This window comes from Ruegeria sp. AH3, from assembly GCF_056536265.1.
Window position 1 is genome coordinate 2247501 of sequence record NZ_JBQFJL010000001.1, and the last position, 15148, is coordinate 2262648.

At 58.7% G+C, this 15148-nt stretch carries 16 protein-coding genes; 10 read left to right on the plus strand and 6 right to left on the minus strand.

All coding sequences use genetic code 11. From position 1 onward, the window contains the following. The first annotated feature begins 755 nt into the window (after window positions 1–755). The 4 genes from ACR3EM_RS11305 to ACR3EM_RS11320 all read left to right on the plus strand — a co-directional run bounded on the left by ACR3EM_RS11305 (window position 756) and on the right by ACR3EM_RS11320 (window position 4649). A complete protein-coding gene (locus ACR3EM_RS11305) occupies window positions 756–1505 on the plus strand; it encodes a 5-oxoprolinase subunit B family protein (protein ID WP_480470788.1) in 750 nt (249 codons plus the stop codon). After that, entirely contained in the window at window positions 1502–2497 is a 996-nt protein-coding gene (locus ACR3EM_RS11310) for a 5-oxoprolinase subunit C family protein (RefSeq protein WP_480470789.1), read from the plus strand. The genes ACR3EM_RS11305 and ACR3EM_RS11310 overlap by 4 nt, the downstream gene beginning before the upstream one ends. 12 nt (window positions 2498–2509) lie before the next feature. Then, on the plus strand, window positions 2510–3271 hold the full coding sequence (locus tag ACR3EM_RS11315) for a LamB/YcsF family protein (RefSeq protein WP_480470790.1): 762 nt from the start codon (window positions 2510–2512) through the stop codon (window positions 3269–3271). Window positions 3272–3401: 130 nt separating this feature from the next. Next, a complete protein-coding gene (locus tag ACR3EM_RS11320; protein ID WP_480470791.1) occupies window positions 3402–4649 on the plus strand; it encodes a hypothetical protein in 1248 nt (415 codons plus the stop codon). 68 nt (window positions 4650–4717) lie between these two features. Here ACR3EM_RS11320 and ACR3EM_RS11325 read toward each other — a convergent pair whose 3' ends face one another. Beyond that, entirely contained in the window at window positions 4718–6091 is a 1374-nt protein-coding gene (locus ACR3EM_RS11325) for a D-alanyl-D-alanine carboxypeptidase family protein (RefSeq protein ID WP_480470792.1), read from the minus strand. A 281-nt stretch (window positions 6092–6372) separates the two neighbouring features. Then, the gene (locus ACR3EM_RS11330) at window positions 6373–7074 is read right to left on the minus strand and encodes an HAD family hydrolase (RefSeq protein ID WP_480470793.1); all 702 of its coding nucleotides are present in this window, start codon (window positions 7072–7074) and stop codon (window positions 6373–6375) included. Window positions 7075–7168: 94 nt separating this feature from the next. On the opposite strand from ACR3EM_RS11330, the gene clpS reads away from it, so the two are divergent. Genes clpS through hemF form a run of 4 tightly spaced genes read left to right on the plus strand, consistent with a single transcriptional unit; the run spans window position 7169 to window position 10229 of the window. After that, window positions 7169–7510 (plus strand): ATP-dependent Clp protease adapter ClpS, encoded by a 342-nt coding sequence (gene clpS, locus ACR3EM_RS11335; RefSeq protein WP_480470794.1) that lies wholly within the window; start codon window positions 7169–7171, stop codon window positions 7508–7510. Window positions 7511–7538: 28 nt separating this feature from the next. Next, entirely contained in the window at window positions 7539–8501 is a 963-nt protein-coding gene (locus ACR3EM_RS11340) for a class I SAM-dependent methyltransferase (protein ID WP_480470795.1), read from the plus strand. A gap of 37 nt (window positions 8502–8538) precedes the next feature. Continuing rightward, window positions 8539–9339, plus strand: coding sequence for an SDR family NAD(P)-dependent oxidoreductase (locus ACR3EM_RS11345; protein WP_480470796.1), 801 nt, complete (start codon window positions 8539–8541; stop codon window positions 9337–9339). A gap of 5 nt (window positions 9340–9344) precedes the next feature. Further along, window positions 9345–10229: an oxygen-dependent coproporphyrinogen oxidase gene (gene hemF, locus ACR3EM_RS11350; protein WP_480470797.1), complete on the plus strand. Its 885-nt coding sequence runs from the start codon at window positions 9345–9347 to the stop codon at window positions 10227–10229. Window positions 10230–10232: 3 nt separating this feature from the next. On the opposite strand, the gene ACR3EM_RS11355 is transcribed toward hemF, so the two are convergent. Continuing rightward, the gene (locus tag ACR3EM_RS11355; RefSeq protein ID WP_480470798.1) at window positions 10233–10640 is read right to left on the minus strand and encodes a hypothetical protein; all 408 of its coding nucleotides are present in this window, start codon (window positions 10638–10640) and stop codon (window positions 10233–10235) included. A gap of 191 nt (window positions 10641–10831) precedes the next feature. Between ACR3EM_RS11355 and ACR3EM_RS11360 the strand changes: the two genes are divergently transcribed. After that, entirely contained in the window at window positions 10832–11344 is a 513-nt protein-coding gene (locus tag ACR3EM_RS11360; RefSeq protein WP_480470799.1) for a toxin-activating lysine-acyltransferase, read from the plus strand. A 3-nt stretch (window positions 11345–11347) separates the two neighbouring features. Next, a complete protein-coding gene (locus ACR3EM_RS11365) occupies window positions 11348–12268 on the plus strand; it encodes a Hint domain-containing protein (protein ID WP_480470800.1) in 921 nt (306 codons plus the stop codon). Here the strand turns inward: ACR3EM_RS11365 and modC are convergent. The 3 genes from modC to modA are packed head-to-tail and all read right to left on the minus strand — an operon-like array spanning window position 12265 to window position 14808. Then, window positions 12265–13362, minus strand: a complete 1098-nt coding sequence (gene modC, locus ACR3EM_RS11370; RefSeq protein ID WP_480470801.1) for a molybdenum ABC transporter ATP-binding protein — start codon at window positions 13360–13362, stop codon at window positions 12265–12267. The two genes, ACR3EM_RS11365 and modC, sit on opposite strands and share 4 nt — an antisense overlap. After that, window positions 13359–14051, minus strand: a complete 693-nt coding sequence (gene modB / locus ACR3EM_RS11375) for a molybdate ABC transporter permease subunit (RefSeq protein ID WP_480470802.1) — start codon at window positions 14049–14051, stop codon at window positions 13359–13361. The genes modC and modB overlap by 4 nt, the downstream gene beginning before the upstream one ends. Window positions 14052–14055: 4 nt before the next feature. Further along, window positions 14056–14808 carry a molybdate ABC transporter substrate-binding protein gene (gene modA / locus ACR3EM_RS11380; protein ID WP_480470803.1) on the minus strand — a complete coding sequence of 251 codons (753 nt, stop codon included), beginning with the start codon at window positions 14806–14808 and terminating at the stop codon, window positions 14056–14058. Between the last annotated feature and the right edge of the window lie 340 nt (window positions 14809–15148).

Here is a 15148-nt window from a genome sequence, read left to right on the forward strand (position 1 = left end):
ATCTGTTTGATGTACACTGGTTTCATAAGAAACCGGTGAACCACTCAAACAGTGAAGCTGACACTCTATAATCGGCGCTACCGCTTACGCTACTTGAGCGCAGGCATCGAACCTAAGAGCGCGATATACAGACATTCAATCCGTCGAAACGAACCAAACCGCCCACATATCTCTTCAGTTATCCATCAATGTCAAAGAACAAACACCCAAGACCCAAAAACCAGACCATAACGCCAATCACTCAGCGCCACCGCCCAAATCCAAACCTCAGATGCCCCCAGTCTCTCCCGAGCGTCCAACCGTCTCTCCGGCCCGTCTCCGCCGTTCCCAGCGTCCCAACAACCACCTCAGCAGCGCCGGTGAAGGGCGTTCTATGCCTTACGCATTCAACGCGCAAGTGGAAAATTCAAGAAACTCGCAAAAAACTGCAAAATCATGTTTTACACAATTATATCAAATGTTTGACGAGACGCAGTTGCGAAGAAGCTTGCCGAAATCGACCACTCAGGCGTCTGGCCGTCCCGCTCGACGTTCGGAGCCTGTCTGCTCGACCCCTATATATAGTGAGAACTTCCAAACTCGCCACAAGACTGATCCGACTCGATTGCGAAAACCGATTCATTTTCAAGTTCAGAATCGCTACCCCAATCGGTTCAGTTCGGCGCGACACCCGCCAGCCTTGCAAGGCCTTGCGCATTCTCTGCGGATAGGCTCAGGTCTCCTCAACGCACAAACTATAAATCCGCGAACGTGACATGACACCTGACCCTCGATTCCCCTTGATGCGAACCGTCGGATTTGACGGGCTGCTGGTGACATTTGCTGAAACCATGTCTGAGCCATCAAACCGCGCTGCCTTAGCATTCCGAGGGGCTGTTGAGATGTTACAGCTAGACGGTGTGCTTGAAACCTCGGCCTCGCTGGCATCTGCCTACGTTCGGTTCACCCCATCACAGGTGTCGCATCAAGATATCGAAGCCCAGCTGCACTCTCTATTGGATAGTCGCGACTGGTATCACGCGCCGCTGCCAACCGGGCGACGGTTCTGGAAAGTGCCAACGGTCTACGGCACCGATCTTGCGCCACAGCTGGAAGACGCGGCGGCGGCAGCAGGATTGGATCCGGCAGAAGCGATCAAACGACTCAGCGAGACGCGCGTGCGGGTTCTGACAATTGGGTTTGCACCGGGGCAGCCGTATCTTGGCCCGTTGGGACCGGAGTTCAACATTCCGCGTATGAAGGAGTTAACGCCAATGGTGCCCGAAGGAGCGCTGGTTCTGGCCATTTCGCAATTTGTGTTGTTCTCGGGGCCCACGCCCACCGGATGGCGCCATGTCGGACAGACCGCATTCAGGTGCTTTCGGCCTGACATGGAGCAAAGCTTTGCGCTCAACCCCGGTGATGAGATGCAATTCGTCTCGGTCTCGCGCGATGATCTGGAAAATATCCGGGCGACATGCACCGACGGGACAGGCGGCGCAACCTGCGAGGAGATCACGGCATGAGTCTGATCGTTCATCACATTGGTCCCGCCTGCACCATTCAAGATCAAGGACGTACCGGATATCTGGATCAGGGTCTGTCGCGCTCGGGTGCGGCGGATGTATCGGCGTTGTACGAAGGAGCAGCTTTGTTGGGACAGAACCCTGCCTGTGCCGCTCTGGAAATGGCGGGGATGGGCGGTGAGTTCGAAGCGACTGCGTCCACCGCCATCGCCCTGACCGGAGCGCCGATGCAAGCCAGCATCGATGGCAGCCCGGTTGCGTGGAATGCATCTCATCAGATGGAGGCCGGACAGCGGTTGGTGATCGGGTCGGTGCTGCAAGGTAGTTATGGGTACCTGCATCTGGGTGGTGGAATTGAAGCCGACGTCATGTTGGGATCTCGTTCGGCCCATCTGACCGCCAGAATCGGGCGTGCCGTTCAGGTGGGAGATCACCTGCCTGCAGCCGGAACGGGCAAAACAGGCCTGAAACTGCGCTTGGATGATCGTTTCTCTGGTGGGGGCCTGCGGGTGATCGCCAGCTTTCAAACCGCGCTGTTTGATGACGAGACACTGGGGCGGTTCACGCAAACGACATTTCAACGGGGCGCACGGGCCAACCGCATGGGCATGCAATTGGACAGCGATGATGACGGGTTCGCAGCCAGAGGTCAGCTGAACATCCTGTCCGAGGTCATCACCCCCGGCGACATACAGATGACCGGCACCGGTGCGCCCTTTATCCTGCTGCCCGAATGCCAGACCACCGGAGGTTATCCGCGCATCGCAACCGTCCTGCCCTGTGATCTGCCCCGCGCGGCACAAACCCCGGCGCACGGTCAAATTCAGTTCGAATTCGTATCGCTGGAACAGGCCTCAGCACTGCAAGCCGCTTTCGAGGCTGACCTTGCGCGCTTGCCGGGTCGTGTTGAACCTCTGGTCCGCGATCCACACGACATTCCGGACCTTTTGTCCTACCAATTGATCAGCGGAATGATCTCCGCCACTGACTAGGGAGTTATCGCGATGCCGAGCGTCGATCTGAATGCCGATATGGGGGAAAGTTTTGGCCCATGGAACATGGGCGATGATGAGAGCCTTCTGAGGATCATCACTTCGGCCAATATCGCTTGTGGTTTTCACGCCGGAGATCCGGATGTGATGGCCAAGACCATGGCTCTGGCAGCCGAAAACGGCGTTGGCATCGGCGCGCACCCCGGCTTTCCTGATTTGCAGGGGTTCGGGCGGCGGAACATGAAAGTGCCCCACGAAAGCTTGCGAAATCTGGTGCGCTATCAGTTGGGATCGGCCGTTGGCATGGCCAAGGCGGTCGGCACCGAAGTGCGGCATCTTAAATTGCACGGGGCGCTGGCCAATATGTGCTCGGTCGATATCGATATGGCACGGGCCTGTTATCAGGGCGCACTGGATGTGGACCCGGACATCATCATCATGGTGCTGGCGGTCACCAAACAGGAAGAAGCCGTACGTGAGCTAGGCTGCAAATGGGTCGGCGAAATCTTTGCCGACCGTGCATACAATGATGATGGCACGCTGGTGGATCGGTCCCTGCCGGGGGCGGTTATTCATGACCCCGCACTGGCGGGGCCGCGTATTCTGGACATGGTAAAAGAGGGCGCGATCATAACCGAATCCGGTAAGCGGCTTGAGACTTCAATCGATACGATCTGCTTGCATGGCGACGGTCCGACGGCGGTTCAGATCGCGCGGTCGGTGCGTGAGAACCTGATCGAGGGCGGTGTCGAGGTCACGAAATTCATGCCTTAGTCATCTTTGCGTCAGGTTCAAACCCCAAGTGCAGACTGTTGCCCGTGCAGGCCTAAGCGCCTAGCATGAATTGCAAGTGTATGTTCCGACTGCCACAAATCTGCACGAGACCGCACAAGGAGGTGCGCCAATGTCTTTTGATCTGATGTCTTATGAACCCCGGGGCGACAAGAAGAACTCGGACTTCTTCACCGAATATCTGCCGAAAATTTACGAGCGCCGCGCCAGCTCGGGTATTGCAGATCAGGTTGACGCAATGCGTGCGATTGTCATTCAGGTTGAACCCGATGCGTTGTTCGACACTTTGATCGAGCTTTATGTAATGACCCCATATCGCCACACGGCCAGCTATCTGGGTCAGACACACAAGTTCTCGGTGATGCATTCGCACTCCGATTACCCAGCGTTGATCCTGATGGCCCCACTCAGCCCCGCGTTCGAGGATTTCATTCCCCGCATCAACCGCATGTACCCTCTGGCACGCGGCACTCCGCAAACGCGTTATGTGGGCGAAATTTACGGGGCCACCGATCTGAAAGCGCTGACCGGAACGCTTGAGGATCAGAATATTCGGTTCGAATATTCTGGCGACACCGAGAACCCGTTCTACACGCTGGACGGTTTCCGTTTCACTACGCCTTCAGATTTCACCTGCAATCGGGTGGGATACTCGACGCTGGATTTCAACGACACCGACAGTCTGGGATTGGGCGATCGGGTGCTGCTGAGCGATGCAGAACAGGCGCGGCTGGATCAGGCCGCAGCATTTGGCACAGACAGCAAGATCGCGCCGCTGATGCTGGGCATCGACCACCTCGCCACCCGCGTTCTGGCGGGCGAGCGTGAGGACGCGATCCTCGAATTTCTGACCATGGTCCCCTATTACTTCTGGGGGGCGTACAACATATTCGACATGAACTCGTCGACCAATGTGAACCGCAATGCCAATGTGGATGACGACAAGAAATCCCCCGCAAAGGTGTTCACGGCCAATAACACGCCTTCCTTCGTGAATTCCTTCGCCAAGCTGCCCATGCCGACCGAGGATTTCGTGCGCAACTTCGGACGGCGCCTGCACCATATGGCGGTCGAAATCCAGGACGGCGATCATGGCGCGGGCGAAAAGAATGTCGACTTCGTGGTCAACACACTCAAAGACAAAGGCGTGCCGTTTCTGGCCCATGTGGTGGGCGAGTGCAAAGACGACCCGAACCTGAAGCAGATTTTCTCGAAACACTCCAAGAACACGCTGCTGATTACCGAATATATCGAACGCTGCCATCACTATGACGGGTTCTTTACCAAAGATAATGTGGCCGCGCTGACAGCCGCTGCGGGTCAGGACGAACAATACCAGCACGGCCACGTATTCGACTGACGGGGTAACAAAAAAGGGCTGCGAAGTGATCGCAGCCCAGGCCCATCCAGGAGAGAATATGCCGGGTCTTATGACGGCCCGATCATGAAACAAGTGACATTTCGTGCTTGCAACCGGCGGCAGGCCAAATCTGCCTGTTCGCGGGTCATGCCCTGAAATGTAGCATCAAAACCGCGCGAACTCTGGTTCACCTTGCGCAGCGTGCCTTCCAGGGTGGTCATTTCCGACAGGGCAGTTTTCAACAGAACCTTCTCGGCCTCATACCGGGTTGTATAGCGGCCCACGTTGACACCCCAAAGATGCCCGCCTGAGGTCGACAGGCGCGTTACAACCTCCTGTTCGGGCTCTGGCTGTTTCGCGGGCGCAGCAGAGGCAAGCACCACATCGTCAGGACGCGCTTCGGGGCGTGTTGTTGCCTCAGATGGTGCAACATCTGCCTGCGCAATGGCTGCGGCAATACCATCCTGAATCCGCGTGCGGTTCTTCTCGGCGGTCTCGGCCACCGAGCCTGCCACCTGCACGGCTGCAACCGGACGCAGCACCGGGCGCAGGCTGGTCTTGGGTGCACCGGCCGCAGCAACCTGAACCGCCCCTACCCCTGCATTCCCAGCATAGGCCGGGCGTGCAGGCTTGCGGATTGGCGCACGCGAGGGGGCACGGCGGAAACCCATATCCAACAGTTCGGCCACACGGGCGTTACGCGATGCACCCGATTTGCCACCAAAGACAGTGGCGATGATACGTTCATCCTTGCGCTTGGCCGAGGCGACCAGATTGAAACCAGCCGCGCGGGTATAGCCGGTCTTGATTCCGTCCGCGCCTTTGTAAGCCGCCAGCAAGCGGCGGTTGGTATTCGGAACGGTTTTGATCCCGGCATTTGTCGATTGGCGCGAGAACAGATTGTAGTATTGCGGATAATCATACAGCAGATGCCGTCCCAGCGTGGTCATGTCGCGCGCGGTCGACAAATGCCCCGACTCGGTCAGGCCATGGGCATTCTTGAAGGTCGTCCGGCTCATTCCCATCGCTTTGGCGGTGCGGGTCATGCGGCGCGCAAAGGCCGCCTCGGACCCGCTGAGCGTGATGCCGATTGCGGTCGCGGCGTCGTTGGCCGATTTCACCGCTGCCGCACGGATCAGATAGCGGAAGGCAATCTTCTGCCCCGACCGAAGCCCCAGCTTGGAAGGTGGCTCTGCCGCTGCCGCCTTGGTGATGCGTACCTGAGTGTCCAGTGTGATCTCACCGTTTCGGACCGCCTCGAACGCGATATACAGCGTCATCATCTTGGTCAGCGATGCCGGATGCAGCCGCGTGTCGGCATTGCGCGAATGCAGCACCTCACCCGTGCGCGCGTCAATGACCATTGCCGCGTAAGGGGCCGCAAGGCCCTGGAGTGGCGCAAAAGAAAGCAGCCACAGGAATGCTATAAGGAATAAGCCCATTCGGGCCGGAACTGTCCGCCGAATCTGCACGATCTTTGCCTCTGTCTGCCTCGCACCGCCGGGTTTTCCCGGTCGGCAATTCTTTTCTTTATATCTCGCAGGCTAACACAGAGACTGATTTAAAGAAACCGAAAGCTCGGGGCGCAGCGATCACAATCCCGGAAGTCGCAACGCCATATCTTGTGGAACTCGTCGCTCTATCTACCAAACCGGCGATTGCGCCAGAAATCGGGCAGAGCGTCGATACAATTTTCCGGCAACTGAGGCGAAACGGCAACAGGTCAGGAAATCCGCGCAACCAGCGCCGCAAGATCGCCCAAATCGCGCAATTCACAGAATCGAGGGCTGGCGGCCGGCACCTCTGCCTGCTCGATTTCCCAGACCAGCCCATGCGGCACATACACGCCCCAACATCCGGCCTGAATCGAAGCCACCACATCGGACCGCATCGAGTTGCCCACCATCATCGCCGCCTCGGGGCCATCGCCATGCTGGGTAAAGATTGACGCATAGGTCGCTGCCGATTTCTCGGACACAATTTCAACTCCGTCAAACAGCTCACCCAGACCGGATTGCGCCAGCTTGCGCTCCTGATCGATCAAATCTCCTTTCGTGATCAGCAGGACCCTGTGCGTCTCAGCCACCGCCTCGATGGCCTCGCGGGCATGGGGCAGCAATTCGATGGGATGGGCCAGCATCTCTTGGCCAGCTTCGATCAATTGGCGGATTACCCCAGCCGGAACCCGGTCTTCGGTCACTTCAATCGCGGTTTCGATCATCGAAAGGATGAAGCCCTTGATGCCATAGCCATAGTGCCGGATATTACGCTTTTCAGCGGCCAGCAGACGCTCCATCAGATGATCGCGTTCTGCATGATCTGCCAGCAGCTCGGCGAAGTATGCCTGCGTTAATTGAAAAAACCGTTCGTTATGCCAGAGCGTATCATCGGCATCGAACCCGATTGTGGTCAGCTTGTCCTGCATAGCGATTCCGACTCGTAGCTCTTTTCTCTGGCAATGGTGACGTTATATAAGCCCTGAAACAAACCGAAGCGTGAATCGGGATTCTCTTACAGCAATGCGCCAAGACCAGTGGATCATGTCCGACAAGGATGACGAGAGCGACGAAACGTCGGTCCTGGTGCAGACGCGTCCCAAGACCAAGCGTCCGCCTCTGTATAAGGTTTTGTTGCTGAATGACGATTACACACCGATGGAGTTTGTCGTTCATGTGCTGGAGCGGTTCTTCGGCATGACTCACGCTCAGGCGTTCGAGATCATGTTGACCGTGCACAAGAAAGGTGTTGCGGTGGTTGGCGTGTTCAGCCATGAGATCGCCGAGACCAAAGTGGGTCAGGTGATGGACTTTGCCCGCCGGCACCAGCACCCTCTGCAATGCACCATGGAACGCGAAGAATAACGCGCGTCCGCAGCCGGGTTTGCCCATCATGTCCCCTCGTCTCGATCTAGCCCTGAACAGCGGGCTCAGCCTGTCGCAGCCGCTGACTGTTCTGGCCCCGGCCACCGACCAAGATTTGACGGATCTGGCGCATGAGACGCAGGTGGTGCAGCCGTTCAAACCCTTTCACGATCACTTTGCCGCCCAAGGCTTTGCAGCCACACCCGAAAGCGATGCGCCCTGTCAGGATGCCATCGTCTTTCTGCCTCGCGCCAAAGCGCTGGCCCGTGCGTTGGTCCATCAGGCCTGCAGCCGCGCCAGCGGCGTGGTGGTGGTAGACGGGGCCAAAACCAATGGCGTGGACAGCCTGTTGAAAGACATCCGCAAGCGCGTTGCGGTCGAAGGGCCGATCTCGAAGGCGCATGGCAAGATTTTCTGGTTTCAGTCCAATGCGGATGCGTTTGCCGACTGGGCCGCGCCCGAGGGCCAGATGGTCGACGGCTTCCAGACAGCACCCGGCGTGTTTTCCGCTGACGGTATCGACCCTGCCTCTGCGCTGCTGCTGAAATCTCTACCGGCGAAACGCGGTGCGCGCATCGCTGATCTGGGCGCGGGCTGGGGCTTTCTGTCCGCCAACCTGATCGACGATACGCTGCATAGCCTACATCTGGTTGAGGCCGATCACACCGCCCTCACCTGCGCCCGTTCCAATGTGCCGGACCCACGCGCGCAGTTTCATTGGGCCGACGCCACCACTTGGACTGCGCCCGAGCCGCTGGATATGGTGGTCATGAACCCGCCCTTTCATACCTCGCGCAGTGCCGATCCGGCCCTGGGTCAGGGCTTTATCGCCAGTGCAGCGCGCAATCTGACACGAAATGGCAACCTGTGGATGGTCGCCAATCGCCACCTTCCTTACGAAGCCACACTGACCGAGGCCTTCGCGCAGGTCGAAGAAATCGCAGGAGACAACCGGTTCAAGGTGTTCCATGCCTCTCGCCCTCGCAGGTAGGGCCCGTTAACCTGCGCCAGAACTCAGGAGGATTCGCATGTCCTTTTCCATCGCGGGCAAAACCGCAATCGTCACAGGCGGTGCAAACGGCATCGGGCTGGCCATCGGACGGCACTTTGCCGATGCGGGAGCCAATGTCATGTTCGCAGATATGGACGAAAAACGCCTGTCCGAAGAGCTGGGCGAACAGGCCGATGACAGTAACATCCGTTACTTCGCCGGAGACCTGCGCGAGAAGCTGACCATCGCCAATCTTCTTTCAGCCACACTGGATGCGTTCGATCAGGTCGATATCCTGATCAACGGCGCACGGCAGGTGATCCCGTCGGACCCGCTGGACAGTGATGACGACTCGGTGCGCATCTTGCTGAATCAGAACCTGATGCCCGCGTTGCGGCTGAGCCAACTGGTCGCCAAGCGCTTTATCAAACAAGCCGATGGCGATGATGAGAACCCCGCCGGATCGATCATCAATCTGTCCTCGATTGCTGCACGCCGCACGCACCCGGACCTGATGGCCTATTCCGTCTCGACGGCCGCCTTGGATCAGATGACGCGTTCGCTGGCCGTGGCGCTTGCGCCGAGCCGCATCCGGGTGAACTCGATCGCGCTTGGATCGGTGATGAGTGCCTCGTTGCAGTCCACGCTGAAAGAAAACCGCGACTTCCGTGTCGATATCGAAAAACACACGCCGCTCGCCCGGATCGCCGCCCCGAACGAGTTGGTCGAAACCGCGCAATTCCTGGCCTCGGACGCTGCTGGCTTCATGACCGGACAAATCCTCACCATTGACGGAGGCCGCACGCTGCTGGACCCCGTCGCAGCCCCGGCCCATTGATCCTGATGTTTGACACTGAAAAAGCCACCGCCTCTGCCTGGTTCCGCCAGTTGCGGGATGAGATCGTCACCGCGTTTGAGGCGCTGGAAGACAGCCACGACACCGGTCCTTTCTCGCAGGCCGAACCGGGCCGGTTCGAGGTGAAAGAGACGCAACGCCAGTCCGACGATGGCTCGGACGCAGGCGGAGGTCTGATGTCTGTGATGCGCGGCGGCCGCGTATTCGAAAAAGTAGGCGTCAATGTATCAACCGTTTATGGCACGCTAGGCGAACGTGCGCAGAACGCCATGGCCGCGCGCAAAGGCATTCCGGGTATGAAGGACGACCCGCGGTTCTGGGCCTCGGGCATTAGTCTGGTGGCGCATATGCAGAACCCGCATGTGCCTGCCGTCCACATGAACACGCGGATGTTCTGGACCCCACACGCCTGGTGGTTCGGCGGCGGGTCCGATCTGAACCCCTGCATCGAATACGATGAGGACACCGCCCATTTCCACGCCACCCAGAAGGCCCACCTGGACCCGCACGGGCCAGGGCATTACCCGCGCCTCAAGGACTGGGCCGACGAATATTTCTATATTCCGCACCGCAAGCGTGCGCGGGGCGTCGGCGGTATCTTCATGGATGACTACTGCACCGGCGACTGGCAGGCTGATTTTGCCCTGACGCAAGATATAGGCCGGGCTTTCCTGCCCGCCTTTCTGCCACTGGTCCAAAAACGCCGGGTGCAGAGCTTTGACGACGCCGATAAGGACGCACAATTGGTGCATCGTGGGCTCTATGCCGAATACAATCTGGTCTATGACCGGGGCACCAAGTTTGGCTTGGAGACCGGGCACGATCCGGAGGCAGTCCTGATGAGCTTGCCGCCGCTGGCAAAATGGGTCTGATGGCTAAAAGCCCATATCTATGAAGTTGTCCCAGCAATACCCCTGCGCCGAGGCAGCCGTCATGCTGGCACCCACAGTTTTTACGGTTACGGAATAGGTTGAGACGTTCTCGGCCCCTTCAGGTGGCGTAAGCGAGAATTGCACGGTGCGAACGCCCCTCTCATAAGGCTTTGAGATATAGATGCGTTGGTTGGACGGCGTCCGCAATGTGCGGATCGCATAATCTCCGATCCCGCACCAATAGGCGACGGGCGCCGAAGATCCGATGGCAGCGACCTCAAAGGTGCCGTCCTGCAGCGGTGTCACTGTTGTCCGAAACGCGGGCCGGACGCCGAAACCAACGCCGACGGCTTGCGCAACAACTGGCATCAGAACAATTGCCATCACGCAGGTGAGTTTCAAAAAACGCATAGTGAATACCCTTTTCCCTAGCATGGCCCGCAGCAGCAGAGCATGAATTCAAATAGAAATACATCAGAACAATATAATTGACTCGACCAAGACGTCCATTTCGGTTTCATCTCTGCCGCCCGCCATGAAAATCCTTTCATTGAATATGATGCACGCTATGATCTGGTGTATACGCATTTGCAGGATGGTCAGTGCAGAAACCGTTCCCAAAAGATTGGTTTGATCTTTCGCCCGAAAAATATGCCGATTTCGGCGCGTTGTTCTATCTGGCAGCGCTGACTAAAACACACCGCAACCGTAGCTTGGCACAGGTTCTGCACGCCTTTGAAACACCCCTCAGGCTGGGGCAATATCACATCTTCCGTCAAAATGGCTTCCCGCGCGGCTTCGTGACCTTTGCAGGGCTCAGCCCCGAAGCCGAATATCGCTATGCGGTGCGGGAAGAACCTCTGACCGATGCCGATTTCACCAGCGGACCATCCTTCTGGATCGTCGACATGGTTGCGCCATTCGGGCAAACGCGCCAGATGGTTAGCATGTTGAAGCGTGAAATCCCCCATCCGCGCGTGCGCACCAACCGCCTCAGCAGTGATATGTCGACCAAACGCATCGTAGAATGGACCCGCGACGCGCAGCACCAGGTGCATATGCGGCTCTACCGTACAACCGAATTTGCAAGTCTGCTGGAACAAGAGAACGGGTAGGCCATGACATCGAACGTAACGATCAGCGGCACCATCACCGGCGACGTAACCGGCTTTCCTCCCAACGTGGCTTCTGGCGATCTCGACGTAACAGCAACGTCGGATTTCGGCACCTTCACCGAGGCCAGTTGGGCGATCTCTGACCCACCGGATTTTGGCACCGCTTCAATCGATCCAGACACTGGTGAGTGGACCTACACCGTCGATCCCACCTTCTTCGACAGTCTTGATGATGGTGACATCGTGCCAGATTCATTCGAGGTCACGGTGACGGCGACCTTCGACAACGGGCTCTTTACCTTCTCCGGCACACAAACCCAGATCGTTGACATCACGATCGAGGGTGTCTGCTTCACCTCCGGAACCCTGATCGAGACCGCAAAAGGCGCACGTGCCATCGAAACCTTGCGCGTGGATGATGAAGTCACCACGCTTGATCACGGATTGCAGCCGATACGCTGGATCGAATGCAGCGCTCTGACACCTGAGCGGCTGCGTGCTAACCCGGCCATGCGGCCCGTGCGCGTGGCTGCGGAAAGTCTTGGCCCCGGCACCCCGGCGCGGGACCTGTTGGTATCGCAGCAGCATCGCATTCTGCTTCGCGGACCTAAGGTTGAATTGTTGTTCGGGACGCCCGAGGTCTTGATCGCGGCCAAGCACTTGTGTGCGTGGCCCGGTATCGAGATCGATACCAGCGATACGCCCGTCGAGTATCTGCACATCCTTCTGGACCGGCACGAAATTCTTGTCGCCGAAGGCGCTTATGCCGAAAGCCTGTATCTGGGTGAGGAAAGCCTTCACACCCTGTCGTCTGAGGCGCTGCAAGAGCTATCGGAGATCTTCCCGGGCGACGCCGGTGCCCAAGGGTTCGGGCGTGCCGCTCGACGTATACTGCGAGAGCATGAGGTTCGGGCGTTGAGTTAACGCAGCTCCACCCGACCGCCAACATCCTGCGGTGCCAGCGCGACAGTTTTGATCACTGCATGGCACACGCTACCAACTTGCAGGCCCAGAGCCGCGACAGAGCGTCGGGTCACCCGCGCCAGAACCACCCCGGCGGGAGTGTTCACCGATACGATGGCCCCCGGCCCCTCGCCCGCGCGGATCGCTTCGATCTGGCCGGACAGTATGTTCAGTGCCGACAGCCCCTCGGGCGGTTTGTTTGACAATATCACTTCCTGCGCAGGAATACGGATACGCAATTCCTCTCCGATCTTATGAGAGATGCGGGGCAGGAACAGGCGCGCACCGCCCGCATCCAATTCGGAGAGGCCATCGTCGTGATGCGCCGCAACGCGGACCTGTAACACCGCGCCCACCGCTCGGACCCCGGCAGGGGCAACCGACGGATCGGCCAAAACCTCGGACGCCGGACCATGGCGCACAGCACGCCCATCCTGTAGCGCCACCACAGATGTCGCCAGCCGCGCAACCTCGGCCGCTGAATGGGTCACATAAAGGATCGGGACCGAGACCTCGTCCCTCAGCCTTTCAAAATAGGGCAGGATTTCAGCCTTGCGTGCATCATCCAATGCCGCCAACGGCTCATCGGCCAGGATCAGGCGCGGACTGGCAAGCAGCGCCCGCCCAATGGCAACGCGCTGTTTCTCGCCCCCCGACAGCATCGCGGGGCGGCGGTTCAGCAAATGACCAATGCCCAACATCTCAATCACGCGATCCGGATTTTCGCGCTGTGCCCCACGAGGGGCGAACCAGCGGCCATAGCTCAGGTTCTGGCGCACGGTCAAATGCGGAAACAGGCGGCCTTCCTGAAAGATATAACCCAGACGCCGCCGATGTGGCGGCAACCAGACGTCACGATCCGTATCAAACAACACCCAATCATCCACCGCAACACGCCCCGCTTCGGGGCGCAGCAATCCAGCCACCGCGTTCACGACCGTGGTCTTGCCCGAACCTGACCGACCAAACAGGACCGTAACGCCAGCAGGCGCGTCGAATTCCAGGTCCAGTGAGATCCCCGGTAGTTGATGTTTCAGACGGACGGACAACCTCATGTTCCGGCCACCCGTTGGGCCACACGACGGCCCACATATTCCGACAGCAGAAGTGCACCCATTGCGATGATGATTGAGATGATGACCAACCGCGTTGCCGCCGCCTCGCCCCCCGGCACCTGCAAGAACGCATAGACGGCCGACGGCAGCGTCTGCGTCTGACCGGGGATATTGGAGACAAAGGTGATCGTAGCCCCGAACTCTCCCATCGCTTTGGCAAACGCCAGAATCGCGCCCGCAATGACACCGGGCAAGATCATCGGCAGCGTCACGGTACCAAAAACCATCAGTCGCGAGGCCCCGAGCGTGGCGCCCGCCTGTTCGAGTTTGGGGTCCACCGCCTCAATCGACAGACGGATCGCACGCACCATCAGTGGAAAGGCCATTATCCCGGCGGCCAGCGCTGCCCCGGTCCAGCGGAAAGCAAAGACAATGCCAATCTCGGACAGCGGTTTGCCCAACGGCCCCTGAATACCAAAGGTCAACAGCAACAGATATCCGGTTACGACCGGCGGCAGGATCAAAGGCAGATGCACCAAACCATTCAGCACTTGCCGCCCCGGGAAACGCCAGCGCGCCAGCGCATAGGCTACGAAGATCCCAAAAGGCAGCGTGATCAGTGTCGCCCAGAACGAGACACGCAACGACAGGCGCAACGCCTCCATCTCCGCCGGACCCAGCCAGCCCATTCCGTCACCCTTCGGGCAGGGAGAACCCCTGCCTCAGAAATTCTGCCTGCGCCGCATCACTTTGTAGATAGGTCAGAAACGCGTGTGCCTCAGGGATTGCCGAAACGGTCAGGGCCGCCGGATAGACGATTGCGGGATGGTACTCTGCCGGGATAGCCCCGACCACGCCGACCCGTTCCTCGGCCTTTGCGTCAGAACGATAGACTATGCCCAACGGCGCAGCCCCTGCCGCCACCAGCGCCAGCGCGGCGCGTACATTATCCGTCTGGGCGACCTGGTGCTGAACGTCATTCCACAAATCCAGCCGCTCAAGCGCGGCTTTGCCGTAGATGCCCGCAGGCACTGCATCAACCAACGCCATTGCCAAATACCCGCCATCCAGCTGCGCGATCAAATCGAAACCCACCTCGATTGCGGCGGCGTCAACATCGGGGGCCCCTATCAGAACCAACCCGTTGTTCAGCAAATCCACGCGCGAAGCGTTTTCGATCAAGCCGTCTTCCTGCAGCACATCCATCCAGTCCGTGTTGGCCGAGATGAACATATCCGCCCGCGCCCCTGCCTGAATTTGCCGCGCCAGCACCGAAGAGGCCGCATAAGAGATCGTCACCTCTTGCCCTGTCTCAGCCTCAAACCCCAAAGCAATGGCGTCCAGCGCAGTTTTGAGGCTCGCCGCAGCAAACACCAACGTGCCCTCGGCGCGAACCGGGGCCGCAAGCGTTGCGCAAATGGCCAAAGCCGCAAACAGACGGCGCATCCTGTTCCTCCGGTTCAGAGGGTTGCAATCCCTCTGGGCATATCGGAGGCAACATGGGGCAGGCAAGGCCCTTTGCCTATGGACCTAAGATTGCTGCACGAACAGGTGTGTATTTCCATCCGAACAGGGATGAGTATTTCCGTTACCAAGCGCCAACACACTTCGCCCATTTTGAGCAAACCCATAGATGTATCCGCTAAGGTTTGGAGAGTCCGAATGGTCCCAACCGCTGCCTGAGGCGTCCTCGACGATGAAGGTAAGAAAACCTGATCTTCTGCCTGCCGTAAGATATCGTGAAGAATTTCTACCAGACCCTCTTGCACCCAAGCGCAGCCTTGGC

What these genes read in the sequence shown, in the direction of transcription:
- ACR3EM_RS11340 (WP_480470795.1), top strand. Translation starts at nt 7,539, where the DNA reads ATGTCCCCTCGTCTCGATCTAGCCCTGAACAGCGGGCTCAGCCTGTCG.
- clpS (WP_480470794.1), top strand. Translation starts at nt 7,169, where the DNA reads ATGCGCCAAGACCAGTGGATCATGTCCGACAAGGATGACGAGAGCGAC.
- ACR3EM_RS11305 (WP_480470788.1), top strand. Translation starts at nt 756, where the DNA reads ATGACACCTGACCCTCGATTCCCCTTGATGCGAACCGTCGGATTTGAC.
- ACR3EM_RS11330 (WP_480470793.1), bottom strand. Translation starts at nt 7,074, where the DNA reads ATGCAGGACAAGCTGACCACAATCGGGTTCGATGCCGATGATACGCTC.
- ACR3EM_RS11355 (WP_480470798.1), bottom strand. Translation starts at nt 10,640, where the DNA reads ATGCGTTTTTTGAAACTCACCTGCGTGATGGCAATTGTTCTGATGCCA.
- modA (WP_480470803.1), bottom strand. Translation starts at nt 14,808, where the DNA reads ATGCGCCGTCTGTTTGCGGCTTTGGCCATTTGCGCAACGCTTGCGGCC.
- ACR3EM_RS11310 (WP_480470789.1), top strand. Translation starts at nt 1,502, where the DNA reads ATGAGTCTGATCGTTCATCACATTGGTCCCGCCTGCACCATTCAAGAT.
- ACR3EM_RS11345 (WP_480470796.1), top strand. Translation starts at nt 8,539, where the DNA reads ATGTCCTTTTCCATCGCGGGCAAAACCGCAATCGTCACAGGCGGTGCA.
- ACR3EM_RS11315 (WP_480470790.1), top strand. Translation starts at nt 2,510, where the DNA reads ATGCCGAGCGTCGATCTGAATGCCGATATGGGGGAAAGTTTTGGCCCA.
- ACR3EM_RS11365 (WP_480470800.1), top strand. Translation starts at nt 11,348, where the DNA reads ATGACATCGAACGTAACGATCAGCGGCACCATCACCGGCGACGTAACC.
- modC (WP_480470801.1), bottom strand. Translation starts at nt 13,362, where the DNA reads ATGAGGTTGTCCGTCCGTCTGAAACATCAACTACCGGGGATCTCACTG.
- modB (WP_480470802.1), bottom strand. Translation starts at nt 14,051, where the DNA reads ATGGGCTGGCTGGGTCCGGCGGAGATGGAGGCGTTGCGCCTGTCGTTG.
- hemF (WP_480470797.1), top strand. Translation starts at nt 9,345, where the DNA reads ATGTTTGACACTGAAAAAGCCACCGCCTCTGCCTGGTTCCGCCAGTTG.
- ACR3EM_RS11325 (WP_480470792.1), bottom strand. Translation starts at nt 6,091, where the DNA reads ATGGGCTTATTCCTTATAGCATTCCTGTGGCTGCTTTCTTTTGCGCCA.
- ACR3EM_RS11320 (WP_480470791.1), top strand. Translation starts at nt 3,402, where the DNA reads ATGTCTTTTGATCTGATGTCTTATGAACCCCGGGGCGACAAGAAGAAC.